This is a genomic window from Salmonella sp. 2018103 (genome assembly GCF_026247685.1).
In the GTDB taxonomy this organism is placed as follows: domain Bacteria; phylum Pseudomonadota; class Gammaproteobacteria; order Enterobacterales; family Enterobacteriaceae; genus Salmonella; species Salmonella enterica.
Genome location: NZ_CP111029.1, coordinates 3,033,095 through 3,047,969 on the forward strand (window position 1 = coordinate 3,033,095; position 14,875 = coordinate 3,047,969).

General features: G+C 52.4%; 14 protein-coding genes, 5 tRNA genes and 1 other RNA gene. 8 read left to right on the plus strand and 12 right to left on the minus strand.

The genetic code is table 11. From position 1 onward, the window contains the following. Positions 1-149 precede the first annotated feature (149 nt). From OLG56_RS14775 to gpmA, 6 genes are all read left to right on the plus strand, one after another. Positions 150-1,058, plus strand: a complete 909-nt coding sequence (locus OLG56_RS14775; RefSeq protein WP_079980949.1) for a DUF2167 domain-containing protein — start codon at positions 150-152, stop codon at positions 1,056-1,058. 222 nt (positions 1,059-1,280) lie between these two features. After that, a complete protein-coding gene (gene galE / locus OLG56_RS14780) occupies positions 1,281-2,297 on the plus strand; it encodes a UDP-glucose 4-epimerase GalE (protein ID WP_001265463.1) in 1,017 nt (338 codons plus the stop codon). A gap of 10 nt (positions 2,298-2,307) precedes the next feature. Next, complete coding sequence (gene galT / locus OLG56_RS14785; protein ID WP_000187473.1) at positions 2,308-3,354, plus strand: galactose-1-phosphate uridylyltransferase; 1,047 nt, start codon at positions 2,308-2,310, stop codon at positions 3,352-3,354. A gap of 2 nt (positions 3,355-3,356) precedes the next feature. Further along, positions 3,357-4,505, plus strand: a complete 1,149-nt coding sequence (gene galK / locus OLG56_RS14790) for a galactokinase (protein WP_023207343.1) — start codon at positions 3,357-3,359, stop codon at positions 4,503-4,505. Then, the gene (galM, locus tag OLG56_RS14795; protein ID WP_000931428.1) at positions 4,499-5,539 is read left to right on the plus strand and encodes a galactose-1-epimerase; all 1,041 of its coding nucleotides are present in this window, start codon (positions 4,499-4,501) and stop codon (positions 5,537-5,539) included. Before galK ends, galM begins: the two co-directional genes overlap by 7 nt. Positions 5,540-5,762: 223 nt before the next feature. Further along, positions 5,763-6,515, plus strand: a complete 753-nt coding sequence (gpmA, locus tag OLG56_RS14800) for a 2,3-diphosphoglycerate-dependent phosphoglycerate mutase (protein ID WP_000301554.1) — start codon at positions 5,763-5,765, stop codon at positions 6,513-6,515. A gap of 90 nt (positions 6,516-6,605) precedes the next feature. Here gpmA and OLG56_RS14805 read toward each other — a convergent pair whose 3' ends face one another. The 3 genes from OLG56_RS14805 to aroG form a co-directional block, all read right to left on the minus strand. After that, complete coding sequence (locus tag OLG56_RS14805) at positions 6,606-7,382, minus strand: ABC transporter ATP-binding protein (protein WP_061377650.1); 777 nt, start codon at positions 7,380-7,382, stop codon at positions 6,606-6,608. Further along, positions 7,382-8,461, minus strand: coding sequence for a FecCD family ABC transporter permease (locus tag OLG56_RS14810; RefSeq protein WP_000128335.1), 1,080 nt, complete (start codon positions 8,459-8,461; stop codon positions 7,382-7,384). Before OLG56_RS14810 ends, OLG56_RS14805 begins: the two co-directional genes overlap by 1 nt. Positions 8,462-8,614: 153 nt before the next feature. Beyond that, positions 8,615-9,667, minus strand: a complete 1,053-nt coding sequence (aroG, locus tag OLG56_RS14815) for a 3-deoxy-7-phosphoheptulonate synthase AroG (protein WP_001109234.1) — start codon at positions 9,665-9,667, stop codon at positions 8,615-8,617. A 319-nt stretch (positions 9,668-9,986) separates the two neighbouring features. On the opposite strand from aroG, the gene OLG56_RS14820 reads away from it, so the two are divergent. Together OLG56_RS14820 and zitB are read left to right on the plus strand one after the other, a co-directional pair. Further along, the gene (locus OLG56_RS14820) at positions 9,987-10,373 is read left to right on the plus strand and encodes a YbgS-like family protein (protein WP_000784380.1); all 387 of its coding nucleotides are present in this window, start codon (positions 9,987-9,989) and stop codon (positions 10,371-10,373) included. 110 nt (positions 10,374-10,483) lie between these two features. Beyond that, positions 10,484-11,422 carry a CDF family zinc transporter ZitB gene (zitB, locus tag OLG56_RS14825; RefSeq protein WP_000951250.1) on the plus strand — a complete coding sequence of 313 codons (939 nt, stop codon included), beginning with the start codon at positions 10,484-10,486 and terminating at the stop codon, positions 11,420-11,422. Here zitB and pnuC read toward each other — a convergent pair. The 9 genes from pnuC to OLG56_RS14870 all read right to left on the minus strand — a co-directional run bounded on the left by pnuC (position 11,419) and on the right by OLG56_RS14870 (position 14,850). Further along, positions 11,419-12,138: a nicotinamide riboside transporter PnuC gene (pnuC, locus tag OLG56_RS14830; RefSeq protein WP_000345365.1), complete on the minus strand. Its 720-nt coding sequence runs from the start codon at positions 12,136-12,138 to the stop codon at positions 11,419-11,421. The two genes, zitB and pnuC, sit on opposite strands and share 4 nt — an antisense overlap. A 24-nt stretch (positions 12,139-12,162) precedes the next feature. Beyond that, entirely contained in the window at positions 12,163-13,206 is a 1,044-nt protein-coding gene (gene nadA / locus OLG56_RS14835) for a quinolinate synthase NadA (protein ID WP_061377649.1), read from the minus strand. A 171-nt stretch (positions 13,207-13,377) separates the two neighbouring features. Further along, the gene (locus tag OLG56_RS14840; protein WP_000829719.1) at positions 13,378-13,845 is read right to left on the minus strand and encodes a DUF5680 domain-containing protein; all 468 of its coding nucleotides are present in this window, start codon (positions 13,843-13,845) and stop codon (positions 13,378-13,380) included. Between the two features lie 158 nt (positions 13,846-14,003). Next, positions 14,004-14,129, minus strand: a non-coding RNA gene (locus OLG56_RS14845) — RtT sRNA. Positions 14,130-14,158: 29 nt separating this feature from the next. Further along, positions 14,159-14,234: transfer RNA gene (locus OLG56_RS14850), tRNA-Lys, on the minus strand. 33 nt (positions 14,235-14,267) lie between these two features. Then, positions 14,268-14,343, minus strand: a tRNA-Lys gene (locus tag OLG56_RS14855). A gap of 139 nt (positions 14,344-14,482) precedes the next feature. Next, positions 14,483-14,558, minus strand: a tRNA-Lys gene (locus OLG56_RS14860). A 3-nt stretch (positions 14,559-14,561) separates the two neighbouring features. Continuing rightward, a tRNA-Val gene (locus OLG56_RS14865) sits at positions 14,562-14,637 on the minus strand. Between the two features lie 137 nt (positions 14,638-14,774). Next, positions 14,775-14,850 (minus strand) — tRNA-Lys (locus tag OLG56_RS14870). Positions 14,851-14,875 lie beyond the last annotated feature (25 nt).

Sequence of the window (14,875 nt, forward strand, 5' to 3'; positions counted from 1 at the left end):
GCGCGCCATTCTGGAACCACTCTCCTTTTATTATGAATAATAATAACGGTCGATAAGCTTACTATCTCTTGAATCACTGACCGCCTCATTGTCATAATAATCCTGAAATTTTCGACAATGATGTCGTATGTGAATATAAGGGATTTATTATGGCTTTTCGTTTTCCACAAATAATACTATTTTTACTGGCAGCCATGTTATTTTGCCCCGGCAGTTATGCTGAGCAAAAGCCGACCGCTGCGCAGGAAGCGCGTAAAACCGCCGTTGAGGTCGCTGTTGAAGGCATGAGTCGCGCCGCCGTTGCGGGTCCGACAAAAATTAGTTTAGGTGATAAAGCCACGCTTAATCTGCCGGAAGGATTTACCTGGATACCCGCAAAAGAAGCGGCGGTATTTATGCGTGAAATTGGTAACTATGTTGACGATGAATATTTTTACGGTCTCGTATTTAAAAAGGAAATGAATGGATTTATTTCTATCGAATATGATGATTCTGGTTATGTAAAAGATGATGATGCAAAAAATTGGGATGCCGATGAATTAATGGATAACCTGCGCAAAGGCACAAAAGAAGCGAATAAAGATCGTATTGCAAAAGGCATTGAGCCGATAGAAATTATTAGCTGGATCGAGAAGCCTACCTACGATGCAACCAATCATCGTCTGATCTGGTCCGCCGCCATCCAGGATATCGGCACCAACGAACCACTGAATGAACAAGGCGTGAACTACAACACCTATCTGCTGGGACGTGAAGGTTATTTTTCTTTAAATCTGGTGACCGTCAGAGGTTCTGTTGACCATGAAATCCCTCTGGCGAAAAGAATTCTCAGTTCCGTCAAGTTCAACCCTGGACAACGCTACGCTGACTTCAACGAATCAACGGACAAAATAGCGGAGTATGGGCTCGCCGCGCTGATTGGCGGTATCGCGGCCAAGAAAGTAGGACTGCTTGCTATGCTCGGTATCGCGTTGCTTAAATTCTGGAAAGTGACCGCCATCGGCGTCGTCGCTGTCGGGGCGCTCGCCAGGAAGCTACTCTCGCGTAAAAAAGACTGACAGCTCCTGCCCCGTCCGTTTCATTCCCAGGCGCGTAACGCGCCTTTTTTTCGGATAAAAAGCAGAAGCATTCTCAAGCCAGATGATTTGTAATCATTTAATTGATATAAATGCGTAAAATCACCAGTGTGTAAACGATTCCACTAATTTATTACATGTCACACTTTTCGCATCTTTGTTATGCTATGGTTATTCCATACCATAGGCTTAACGGAGCGAATTATGAGAGTATTGGTTACAGGTGGTAGCGGTTACATTGGAAGTCATACCTGCGTACAATTGCTGCAAAATGGTCATGACGTCGTCATCCTCGATAACCTCTGCAACAGCAAGCGCAGCGTGCTGCCCGTTATTGAACGTCTGGGCGGTAAGCACCCGACCTTTGTCGAAGGCGATATTCGCAACGAAGCGCTTATAACCGAAATTCTGCACGATCACGCGATTGATACCGTGATTCACTTTGCCGGCCTGAAAGCCGTCGGCGAATCGGTCGCCAGGCCGCTGGAGTACTATGACAACAACGTCAACGGTACGCTGCGGTTGGTCAGCGCCATGCGTGCGGCCAACGTTAAAAACCTTATTTTTAGCTCCTCCGCCACCGTTTATGGCGATCAGCCCAAAATTCCTTACGTCGAAAGTTTTCCTACCGGCACGCCGCAAAGCCCCTACGGCAAAAGTAAATTGATGGTAGAACAGATCCTCACCGATCTGCAAAAAGCCCAGCCGGAGTGGAGTATTGCGCTGCTGCGTTATTTCAATCCGGTCGGCGCGCACCCGTCGGGCGACATGGGAGAAGATCCGCAAGGTATTCCGAATAACCTGATGCCCTATATCGCCCAGGTCGCCGTGGGTCGTCGCGAATCGCTCGCCGTTTTCGGCAACGATTACCCGACCGAGGATGGCACCGGCGTACGCGATTACATTCACGTTATGGACTTAGCCGACGGGCACGTCGTGGCGATGGAAAAACTGGCGGACAAATCCGGCGTACATATTTATAACCTCGGCGCGGGTGTCGGCAGTAGCGTCCTGGATGTGGTCAACGCCTTTAGTAAAGCCTGCGGTAAACCCATTAATTACCACTTCGCGCCGCGTCGCGACGGCGATCTCCCGGCGTATTGGGCGGATGCCAGCAAAGCCGATCGCGAGCTGAACTGGCACGTCACCCGCACGCTTGACGAAATGGCGCAGGACACCTGGCACTGGCAGTCACGCCATCCGCAGGGATACCCAGATTAAGGACGTTGTTATGACCCCATTTAATCCCATCGATCATCCGCATCGCCGTTATAACCCGCTTACCGGCCAGTGGGTTCTGGTTTCGCCGCATCGCGCAAAACGCCCCTGGCAGGGGGCGCAGGAAACGCCGTCTCAGCAAATGCTGCCGGCCCACGATCCGGACTGCTTCCTGTGTGCGGGCAATACGCGTGTCACCGGCGATAAAAATCCCGATTACAAAGGGACTTACGTCTTTACTAACGATTTCGCGGCGCTAATGGCCGACACGCCGGATGCGCCGGACAGCCACGATCCGCTGATGCGCTGTCAGAGCGCGCGCGGCACCAGCCGCGTGATCTGCTTTTCTCCCGATCACAGTAAAACGCTGCCGGAGTTGAGCCTGCCCGCGCTGACGGAAATCGTCAGAACCTGGCAGACGCAGACCGCCGAGTTAGGCAAAACCTATCCGTGGGTGCAGGTCTTTGAAAATAAAGGCGCGGCGATGGGCTGTTCGAACCCGCATCCGCATGGACAGGTCTGGGCCAACAGCTTCCTGCCGAATGAGGCCGAACGCGAAGATCGTTTACAAAAAGCCTACTTCGCCGAGCAGCGCTCGCCAATGCTGGTGGATTATGTCCAGCGGGAACTGGCGGACGGCAGCCGCACCGTGGTCGAAACCGAACACTGGCTGGCGGTGGTGCCTTACTGGGCGGCGTGGCCGTTCGAAACGCTACTGTTACCCAAAACGCATGTCCTGCGCATTACCGATTTAAGCGACGAGCAGCGCGACTCTCTGGCGCTGGCGTTGAAAAAGCTGACCAGTCGTTATGACAACCTGTTCCAGTGTTCCTTCCCCTACTCAATGGGCTGGCACGGCGCGCCGTTTAACGGTGAAGAAAACGCGCACTGGCAGTTGCACGCGCACTTTTATCCGCCGCTGCTGCGCTCTGCGACCGTCCGCAAATTTATGGTCGGCTATGAAATGCTGGCGGAAACCCAGCGTGATTTAACCGCAGAACAAGCGGCTGAACGCCTGCGCGCGGTCAGCGACATCCATTTTCGCGAATCCGGAGTATAAAAATGAATCTGAAAGAGAAAACGCGCGCGCTGTTTGCTGAAATTTTCGGCTACCCTGCCACCCACACGATTCAGGCACCAGGCCGCGTCAATCTGATCGGCGAGCACACTGATTACAATGATGGTTTTGTTCTGCCCTGCGCTATCGATTACCAGACCGTAATTAGCTGTACGCCGCGCGACGATCGTACCATACGGGTGATTGCCGCCGATTACGACAATCAGGTGGACGAATTTTCACTGGATGCGCCGATCGTGACCCACGATAGCCAGCAGTGGTCTAACTATGTGCGCGGCGTAGTGAAACATCTGCAACAGCGTAACAACGCGTTTGGCGGCGTGGATATGGTCATCAGCGGTAATGTGCCGCAGGGCGCCGGGTTAAGCTCCTCCGCTTCGCTGGAAGTGGCGGTGGGCACCGTCTTCCAGCAGCTTTATCACCTGCCGCTGGACGGCGCGCAAATTGCGCTCAACGGACAAGAGGCCGAGAACCAGTTTGTCGGCTGTAACTGCGGCATTATGGATCAGCTCATCTCTGCGCTCGGCAAAAAAGATCATGCGTTGCTGATTGATTGCCGTACGCTCGGCACCAAAGCGGTTTCCATGCCGAAAGGTGTCGCCGTGGTGATCATCAACAGTAACTTTAAGCGCACGCTGGTGGGCAGCGAGTATAATACCCGCCGTGAACAGTGCGAAACCGGCGCCCGTTTCTTCCAGCAGCCGGCCCTGCGCGATGTCAGCCTTGAGGCGTTCAATGCCGTTGCCAGCGAACTGGACCCGGTAGTCGCAAAACGCGTTCGCCATGTATTGAGCGAAAATGCCCGCACCGTTGAAGCGGCAAGCGCGCTAGAGAAAGGTGATTTGCAACGTATGGGCCAACTGATGGCGGAGTCCCATGCCTCAATGCGCGATGATTTCGAAATTACCGTCCCGCAGATAGACACGCTGGTAGACATTGTCAAAGCGACCATCGGCGATCAAGGCGGCGTGCGCATGACCGGCGGCGGCTTTGGCGGGTGTGTTGTCGCGCTGATCCCGGAAGATCTGGTTCCCGCTGTTCAGCAGGCCGTTGCGCAACAGTACGAAGCGAAAACCGGAATCAAAGAAACCTTTTATGTATGCAAACCGTCACAAGGAGCAGGACAGTGCTAAATGAAACGCCCGCACTGGCCCCCGATGGTCAACCGTACCGCCTGCTAACCCTGCGCAACAGCGCAGGGATGGTGGTAACGCTGATGGACTGGGGAGCCACTCTTCTTTCCGCCCGTATACCGCTGTCTGACGGCAGCGTTCGGGAAGCATTACTGGGCTGCGCCAGCCCGGAACACTACCCTGAACAGACGTCGTTCCTCGGCGCCTCTATTGGCCGTTACGCGAACCGTATCGCCAATAGCCGCTATACGTTTGCCGGCGAAACCGTACAGTTAAGCCCAAGCCAGGGCGAGAACCAGCTACACGGCGGACCGGAAGGCTTTGACAAGCGCCGCTGGCAAATTGTGAACCAGAACGATCGCCAGGTATTATTCGCGCTCACCTCTGATGACGGCGACCAGGGCTTTCCTGGCCATCTTTGCGCCACGGCGCAATATCGTTTGACCGATGACAATAGAATCTCCATCACTTACCGGGCAACGGTCGATAAACCCTGTCCGGTGAATTTGACCAATCACGTCTATTTTAATCTGGACGGCGATCGGACTGACGTGCGCCAACATAAGCTGCAAATTCTGGCGGATGAGTATCTGCCGGTAGATGAATCCGGTATTCCACGCCAGGGGCTAAAATCGGTAGCCAATACCTCGTTTGACTTCCGAATGCCAAAAGTCATTGCCAGCGAATTTCTCGCCGATGACGATCAGCGCAAGGTTAAAGGCTACGACCATGCTTTCCTGCTACAGACGCAGGGTGATGGCAAAAAGCCGGCGGCCCGTCTGTGGTCACAGGATGGAAAGCTACAAATGATGGTTTACACCACCGCCCCGGCGCTACAGTTTTATTCCGGCAATTATCTGGCGGGTACACCTTCCCGCGGACCGGAACCTTATGCCGACTGGCAAGGGCTGGCGCTGGAGAGCGAACTGCTGCCGGACAGTCCGAATCATCCTGAATGGCCGCAGCCTGACTGTATCCTTCGCCCTGGCGAGGAGTACGCCAGCCTGACCGAGTATCAGTTTATTCCGTTCTAACGATATGCCGCTACATGCCCGATGACGCAAGCTTATCGGGCCTACGCGCCATTGCCCTGCTCAAACCTCCACCACTTAAAGACAAAATCGCAACTCTGAGTTCACAAGAACCTTACACTGCGCCACTATTTTCGCTATGGTTATGCGTAAGCATTGCCGCCAACACCTCGCGGCAATATAATGAGAATTATTATCATTACATATGATTTATAGGAGTGAGAGTATGGCTGTAACTAAGCTGGTTCTGGTACGTCACGGTGAAAGTCAATGGAACAAAGAGAACCGTTTCACCGGCTGGTATGATGTTGACCTGTCTGAAAAAGGCGTAAGCGAAGCAAAAGCAGCGGGTAAACTGCTAAAAGAAGAAGGTTTCAGCTTTGATTTTGCCTACACTTCCGTACTGAAACGCGCTATCCATACGCTGTGGAACGTACTGGATGAACTGGATCAGGCGTGGCTGCCGGTGGAAAAATCCTGGAAACTCAATGAACGTCACTATGGCGCGTTGCAGGGGCTGAATAAAGCGGAAACGGCAGAAAAATATGGTGACGAGCAGGTTAAACAGTGGCGCCGCGGTTTTGCCGTGACGCCGCCGGAACTGACTAAAGATGATGAGCGTTATCCGGGTCACGATCCACGTTATGCCAAACTGAGCGAGAAAGAGCTGCCGTTGACCGAAAGTCTGGCGCTGACCATCGACCGCGTTATTCCTTACTGGAACGACACCATCCTGCCGCGTATGAAGAGCGGTGAGCGCGTGATCATCGCCGCTCACGGTAACTCATTGCGTGCGCTGGTGAAATACCTGGATAACATGAGTGAAGATGAGATTCTTGAGTTAAACATCCCGACCGGCGTGCCGCTGGTGTATGAGTTCGACGAAAACTTCAAGCCGATCAAACATTACTATCTGGGCAACGCTGACGAGATCGCTGCGAAAGCGGCTGCCGTGGCGAATCAGGGTAAAGCGAAGTAATCACCTTTGCCGGATGGCGGTATAACTGCCTTATCCGGCCTACGAGCAATGGGTAGGCCGGATAAGCGCAGCGCCATCAGGCAATATGTCTTAAACAGCGATCACGCCGTCCAGCACCACCTGCAATTTACCCTGCGAACAGCGCTCCACGCGTCCTCGTACCCGGTACACTTCAGCCAGACGCTCCGCAGTAATCACCGTCTCCGGCGCGCCGCTGGCGACCAGCCTGCCGTCTTTTAGCATCAGTACATGGTCACCATGACGCAGTGCAATATTAATGTCATGCACCACGACTATAGTCACCCTATTTTGCGCCTGGGTATCCCGACGCACGAGCTCCATTACGTGAAACTGATAGTTTAAATCCAGCGCACTGAGCGGCTCATCCAGCAACAGAAGTTCAGGGCGACGAATCAGTGATTGCGCCAGACCCACTAACTGCCGCTGACCGCCGGAAAGCTGGTCGAGATACTGCAACGCCAGATGCGTTATGCCCAATTGCTCAAGGATAGCCAGTATCTGCGATCTGCCCTGCGCATTGTCTCTGCCGCCTGATGCCCGCAGTACCACGATAATCGACTCCAGAACATGCAGATGTACGCCCTGCGGTAATGACTGCGGCAAAAACACAACTTTCTGCGCCCGCTCGGCAAACGATAACGACATGAGATCTTCGCCATCAAGCAGCGCCTCGCCGTCGGCGTTATTCAGCCCGGCCAGCGAACGTAGTAACGTCGATTTACCACAGCCGTTCGGCCCCAGCAAAATGGTAATTTTCCCGCGCGGCAGTAAGGGAACGTTGAGATCTGTAATAACCGGCTGAGTGGAATAGCCGGCGCTAAATGAGCGGAGCATTAACCCGCGCATCAGAGACTCCCCCGATGTCGCAATACAATGCTTAAAAAGAACGGAACCCCGACCAGCGAGGTGACAATCCCCACCGGCACCATGACGCCCGGAACACTATTTTTCGCCGCAATAGAGGCCAGCGATAACACCAGCCCGCCTATCAGCACGCTGCCCGGAAGGTAGAAACGGTGATCTTCCCCCAAAAGTATTCGCGCAATGTGCGGTGCAACGAGACCAATAAAACCAATCGGCCCGACGAAAGCTACCGTCAGCGCTGATAACAAGCTGATACGCAACAATGACAGCAGGCGTAAACGGCGGACATGAATCCCAAAGCTCATCGCCCTCTCTTCGCCCAGACGTAATGCCGTGAGTTGCCAGGCGCTTCGTAACGCGCAAAAAAGCACAGCAATAAACACCACGGCCAGTACGCCCAATTTTTCCCACGACGCACGGACCAGGCTCCCCATCGTCCAGAATACCAGCCCCTGCAGCGTATCTTCATCAGCCACAAACTGCATAATGGCGACCAACGCGTTAAAGGTGAATACCAGCGCAATGCCGAACAACACCACTCCGGATGCGGCGACGCCTGTCCAACGGGTAATACCGTCCAATAGTAACGCGGATAAAAGTGCAAAGATGAACGCATTGGCCGGGATAAACCAGGTGGCTGGAATACCGGGAATACCGATCCCCAACACAATCGCCAGCGCAGCGCCAAAAGCCGCCGCGGACGATACGCCAAGGGTAAACGGCGTCGCCAGCGGATTATTTAAAATGGTTTGCATTTCGGCGCCCGCTAACCCTAACGCCATGCCTACCAGCAGCGCCATCAGGGCATAGGGTAAACGAATATCCCAGACAATAACGTGTATGCCCGCATTCACCTTTTCCGGCTGGAAAAGGGCCTGCCACAGCGCACTGAGCGGTAAACCAGAAGACCCACAGGTTACATCCACCATCAGTGAAGCCATCATCGCCAGCGCAATAGCTAACATGAGCACGGCCCGTTTGCGTATGAGCTGGCGATAGCGCGGAATGACGGGCGTGGAAGCGAGAGCGGGGGCTAAAAGTGATTTGTCCTGACAGGTCATGGTTCGGGCTACGTTATTAATCAGAGGAGAATTATAGCGCCGAATTATTTCGTTATATATTTATTTATATTTCGATTGATGACACGGTGGCCTATCTCACCGGTTTCCAAATAAAAAACCGGCCTTACGGGCCGGTTTAAGACGTAATGAAGATTAACCACGACGGGCTTTTACCGCTGCCGACAACTGACGAAGCAGCGCATCGGTATCTTCCCAGCCAATACAGGCGTCAGTAATGCTTTTACCGTAGGTCAGCGGCTGACCGCTTTCCAGACTCTGGTTGCCTTCTACCAGATGACTCTCGACCATCACGCCAATAATCGCTTTTTCACCGCCCGCTATCTGCTGGCAGACATCGGCGCAAACCTCCATCTGCTTTTGAAATTGCTTACAGGAGTTGGCATGGCTGAAATCGATCATGACCTGCGGCGTCAGTCCCGCTTTGGTGAGGCCTTCTTTCACCTCAGCAACATGTTGCGCACTATAGTTTGGCGCTTTACCGCCGCGCAGAATGATATGGCAGTCGCCGTTGCCGCTGGTATTCACAATCGCCGAATGACCCCATTTAGTGACGGAGAGGAAGCAATGCGGCGCGCCGGCGGCGTTGATGGCGTCAATGGCGACTTTAATCGTGCCATCAGTACCATTTTTAAAACCGACCGGACAAGAGAGGCCAGACGCCAGTTCGCGATGAACCTGGGATTCAGTAGTCCGCGCGCCAATGGCACCCCAGCTCATCAGATCGGCCAGATATTGCGGCGTGATCATATCGAGGAATTCGCCGGCGGCAGGCAGGCCGCTGTCGTTAATATCCAGCAGCAGTTTGCGCGCAATACGCAGACCGTCGTTAATCTGGAAGCTGTTATCCATGTGCGGATCGTTAATCAGCCCTTTCCAGCCGACGGTGGTACGCGGTTTCTCAAAATAGACGCGCATGACAATTTCAAGCTCGCCTTGAAGCTCATCACGTAGCGCCAGCAAACGGGCGGCATACTCTTTCGCCGCTGCCGGATCATGAATTGAACAAGGACCGATCACCACCAGCAGACGATCGTCATTGCCTTTGAGAATTTTATGGATGGCTTTGCGCGCGTGAGCAACGGTATTTGCTGCATTTTCCGTGGCGGGAAACTTTTCCAGCAGCGCGACCGGAGGTAATAACTCGTTGATTTCTTTAATGCGTAAATCGTCGTTCTGATAATTCATGTTTATTCCAGTGTTGCCGTACTTATCCCAATGAATGCAATCCCTCCAATCTATCTCTTCAATTAAATAGTGTAAACGGGCTTTTACACTTTGAACGGAATAATCCTGGAATTCAGGAAAAAAACGCACAAATGTAGCGAAAAATGGGATCTAACCTACACTTTTTAACTGTAACCACTCTGTTTATGAATTATTGCAAGATTCTCTGCTGCGTTAACCCGCGGCGGCGAACGCTTTTTATCCCTTATTTGAGGATTTGACTGACACGTGCACTGTTGGAAGAGGTTATCCGACATATCCACCATAACAGGAGCATCTTATGAAAATGACAAAACTGACTACGCTTTTACTCACCGCTACCCTCGGCCTTGCCAGCGGCGCAGCGTTAGCTGCTGAATCTAACGCGCAATCCAGTAATGGCCAGGCGAACTCGGCGGCAAATGCCGGTCAGGTTGCCCCGGACGCCCGCCAGAATGTAGCGCCGAATGATGTGAATAACAACGACATCAATACCAACGGCAATACTAACAGCACGATGCAGCATCCAGACGGTTCAACCATGAATCATGACGGAATGACCAAGGATGAAGAGCATAAAAATACCATGTGTAAAGACGGTCGCTGCCCGGATATTAATAAAAAAGTGGAAACCGGTAATGGCGTCAATAATGACGTGAATACCAAAACCGACGGTACCACACAGTAATGCAGAAAAAAGTCTGATAACGGGAGAGCTTTCGCTCTCCTTTTTATTTTGTCAGCGAAAAATCAGTATGATGTCTACAGTATTGATGAGAATAACAAAGGAATGACGTTATGGCGCACTCACACTCTCATGCCGATTCACACCTGCCGAAAGATAATAATGCTCGTCGCCTGCTTTTCGCCTTTATCGTCACTGCCGGATTTATGCTCCTTGAGGTGGTGGGCGGGATACTCTCCGGCTCTCTGGCGTTGTTGGCGGATGCGGGACATATGCTCACCGACGCGGCGGCCCTTCTCTTTGCGCTGCTGGCGGTTCAATTTTCCCGTCGCCCCCCGACTGTTCGCCACACTTTTGGCTGGCTAAGACTCACCACACTGGCGGCCTTTGTGAATGCCATTGCGTTGGTGGTCATTACCCTTCTCATTGTCTGGGAAGCGATAGAGCGCTTTTACACGCCACGTCCGGTGGCGGGTAATCTGATGATGGTGATTGCGGTCGCGGGTCTGCTGGCGAACCTGTTTGCGTTCTGGATTCTCCATCGGGGAAGCGATGAAAAAAACCTGAACGTGCGCGCTGCCGCGCTACATGTGATGGGCGATTTGCTGGGTTCCGTCGGCGCAATAGTCGCCGCGCTGATCATTATCTGGACGGGCTGGACGCCAGCGGACCCGATTCTCTCTATTCTGGTTTCGGTACTGGTGTTACGCAGCGCCTGGCGTTTGTTAAAAGATAGCGTCAACGAATTGCTGGAAGGCGCGCCGGTTTCACTGGATATTAATGCCTTACAGCGCCATTTAAGCCGGGAAATCCCCGAAGTCCGCAACGTACACCATGTGCATGTCTGGATGGTCGGCGAAAAACCGGTCATGACATTGCACGCTCAGGTCATTCCGCCACACGACCATGATGCGCTGCTGGAACGTATCCAGGATTTCCTGATGCACGAATACCATATTGCGCACGCTACGATTCAAATGGAGTATCAAGTGTGCCACGGCCCGGACTGTCATCTGAATCAGACGCCATCCGGGCATGTTCATCACCATTAACGGGAAAGAGCGCGCGATCCTCGCTCCCGCGCGCTGTTTATCCACAGGCGGCTACCGTTCACGGCGATAAATGTCAGGATCAGATATTCCAGCGACATCGCATAGACGCCCTGCAAAGCAAAAATCACCACACTGATTACGTTGATTATCACCCACAGGAGCCAGTTTTCGACATATTTGCGTGTCATCAGAATCATCGCCGCGATAGACAGCACCATCATGCAAGAGTCCCAGAACGGGAAAGCGTCCGGTTGCAGTACGGGCATTGTCACCTGTAACCCCAGCATCTGCATAATGGCGACGGCCACGCGCGTCAGGACGGCGAATACGGGATCGATATATCGCGTCATCAAACCGATAGCTATCACACATATCGCCAGCCATGCCATTGCTTTTGGCAACGGCAGCCAGCGGATTTTAAGCTCGGCTTGATTATCCTTTGTTTGCCGCGACCACGCATACCAGCCATAAATATTGGCGGCAAAGAAAAAGAGTTGCAGCAACAGGCTGGCATAAAGCTGGATCTGAAAGAAAATAATCGCAAACAGGGTGACGTTAACCAGTCCAAAAAAGTAGTTGCTGATCTTCTCCAGACTGGCAAGCCAAATACAGAGCAGGCCGGCGATGGTCCCTACCGCTTCGATCCACGAGAGATCGTACCCGCCAGCGCCAATCGGAATATGAATCAGTATGTTGTGCGTACTAAAAAAATCCATTCTCTCCCCCAAAGATTTCCGTCTTTACGCCCGAAGTGTAGTCGCAAAATCCAGCATTCGGTTGAGGGGCAGTAATGCGCCCTCGCGTAGCGCCGCATCAACCTGTATTTCATGCGCCGCGCCTCCCTGCTCCAGCCCTTCAGCAATGGCTTTCAGGCCATTCATCGCCATCCACGGACAGTGCGCGCAGCTACGGCAGGTCGCCCCCTCGCCAGCCGTGGGCGCTTCAAGCAGCTCTTTTTCAGGCACCGCCTGCTGCATTTTGTAGAAGATGCCGCGATCGGTCGCCACGATAAGCTGTCTGTGCGGCAGCGTTTTTGCCGCCTTAATAAGCTGACTGGTGGAGCCCACCGCATCGGCCATCTCGACAATGGACTGCGGCGATTCAGGGTGAACCAGAAGAGCGGCATCGGGATAGATTTTTTTTAAACGGGTCAACGCCTGGGTTTTAAACTCGTCATGCACGATACACGCCCCTTGCCAGCACAGTACATCGGCCCCGGTCTGTTTTTGCACGTAATTCCCCAGGTGTCTGTCCGGCGCCCAGATAATTTTTTCCCCCAAACTATCCAGATGCTCAATCAGTTCTACGGCGATACTGGAGGTCACAACCCAGTCCGCACGCGCTTTAACAGCAGCCGAGGTGTTAGCATAGACCACTACGGTTCTGTCAGGATGCGCATCACAAAAAGCGCTAAATTCGTCTATTGGGCAGCCTAAATCCAGCGAACATTCCGCCGCCAGGGTAGGCATAAGAATGGTTTTTTCCGGGCTGAGGATTTTGGCGGTTTCCCCCATAAACCGTACGCCCGCTACCAGTAACGTGGATGCGGCGTGCTTCGCGCCGAAACGGGCCATTTCCAGCGAGTCGGAAATACAGCCGCCGGTTTCTTCTGCCAACTGTTGAATTTCCGGATCGGTGTAGTAGTGCGCCACCATCACCGCATCCCGTTCGCTGAGGAGTCGTTTGATTTTCTCACGATAAAATTGCTTTTCATCGTCGTTCAATGGCGTTGGTTTCGGCGGGAACGGGTAAATCGTTGCTTGCGGGTCAAACATTACGCTCATCGTGGCTTCTCGTTTTACTGACTTAACGAAATACGCGGTTTAAGGTGTGAATTCACCATCACCACGGAATTATGTTTTATATGCTAAACAAGATAGCCGATTGTGGGAGAAATGTCGTGATGAATTTTGTTCCCTTCTGGAATCGGTGCTTCGCACCGATTCCGCGTGACCCTAATCTATCCATCCGCCAGAATAATGGAGTTGGTAGGCGAGAACTTCGTTCTGCCAGATCTGTTCGTGCCCGCTAAAGAAATCAATATTGCCTGTATAGAGATTGGTATAGTGAAGCCCATTATCTCCGTAAAGAGTCAGCGGCCCTCGGAACGGCGCTTCTAAAGTCGATTTTAATAATGCCTGTCGTAAAAAATCATAGATGATTTCGGGGCTAACTCCTTTGGAACACTTACCGGAATAACTCATCGACCAAACAGAATTCCCCTTTTGGTAAATAACCTCCTGACCAGTGAACTGCAGGGAACCAAAATAGAGATCCCGATAAAACAGCTCACCTTCTTCGTACTCCAGGATTTTTGCTCCGTTAAATGGAGAAACTTTGTTTGTGATGCCACCCGAACTTGCGTAGGTGCATTGTTTCGCCTTCAGAAGAAAACTAAGTAATTGCCGCAAATTTTCTGCCATCAGAATTCCCTCCAACAGTCATGTGTACATGTATATTTGATCAGGTGTTGTGAAATGAACAGAGCCGAAATCGTACCTATTTGGATCCAGGAGAGAGGATGGAATAAAGGAAGAAATGACTGATAGCAAAAAGGCGCCTTTAGGGCGCCTTTTTACACTGGTGGGTCGTGCAGGATGACTCGCTTCGCTCGCCCTTCGGGCCGTCGCCGCAAGCGGCTCCGTTGTCTCACTGCGTGAGACCCAAACCTGCGGCAGGTTCGAATCTTCCATATTGCAGATAGTAAAAAAGCGCCTTTAGGGCGCTTTTTTACATTGGTGGGTCGTGCAGGATTCGAACCTGCGACCAATTGATTAAAAGTCAACTGCTCTACCAACTGAGCTAACGACCCCTTGATAAGGGTTACTGCTTCAATCATTCAGGATGGTGGGTCGTGCAGGATTCGAACCTGCGACCAATTGATTAAAAGTCAACTGCTCTACCAACTGAGCTAACGACCCATACGGGTGCTGCCTGAAAGATTTTACTCAGACCATCTAAAGATGGTGGGTCGTGCAGGATGACTCGGCTTCGCCTCGCCCTACAGGTTGCTGACGCAACGTTATCCTTCACGTTCAACATCTGAGTTTGATGTTAAATTGGTGGGTCGTGCAGGATTCGAACCTGCGACCAATTGATTAAAAGTCAACTGCTCTACCAACTGAGCTAACGACCCGAGTGGTGGGTGATGACGGGATCGAACCGCCGACCCCCTCCTTGTAAGGGAGGTGCTCTCCCAGCTGAGCTAATCACCCGATACTACGCTGGATATTACTGACTAACCGAAGTTAGTGGTGGGTTGTGCAGGATGACTCGGCTTTGCCTCGCCCTACGGCACCGTTGCTGATGCAACGTTATCCTTCACGCTTTATTCTCGTTTCCACCGAACGATTGGTGGGTCGTGCAGGATTCGAACCTGCGACCAATTGATTAAAAGTCAACTGCTCTACCAACTGAGCTAACGACCCACTTTTACGTTGCTTTCGAGTTGTT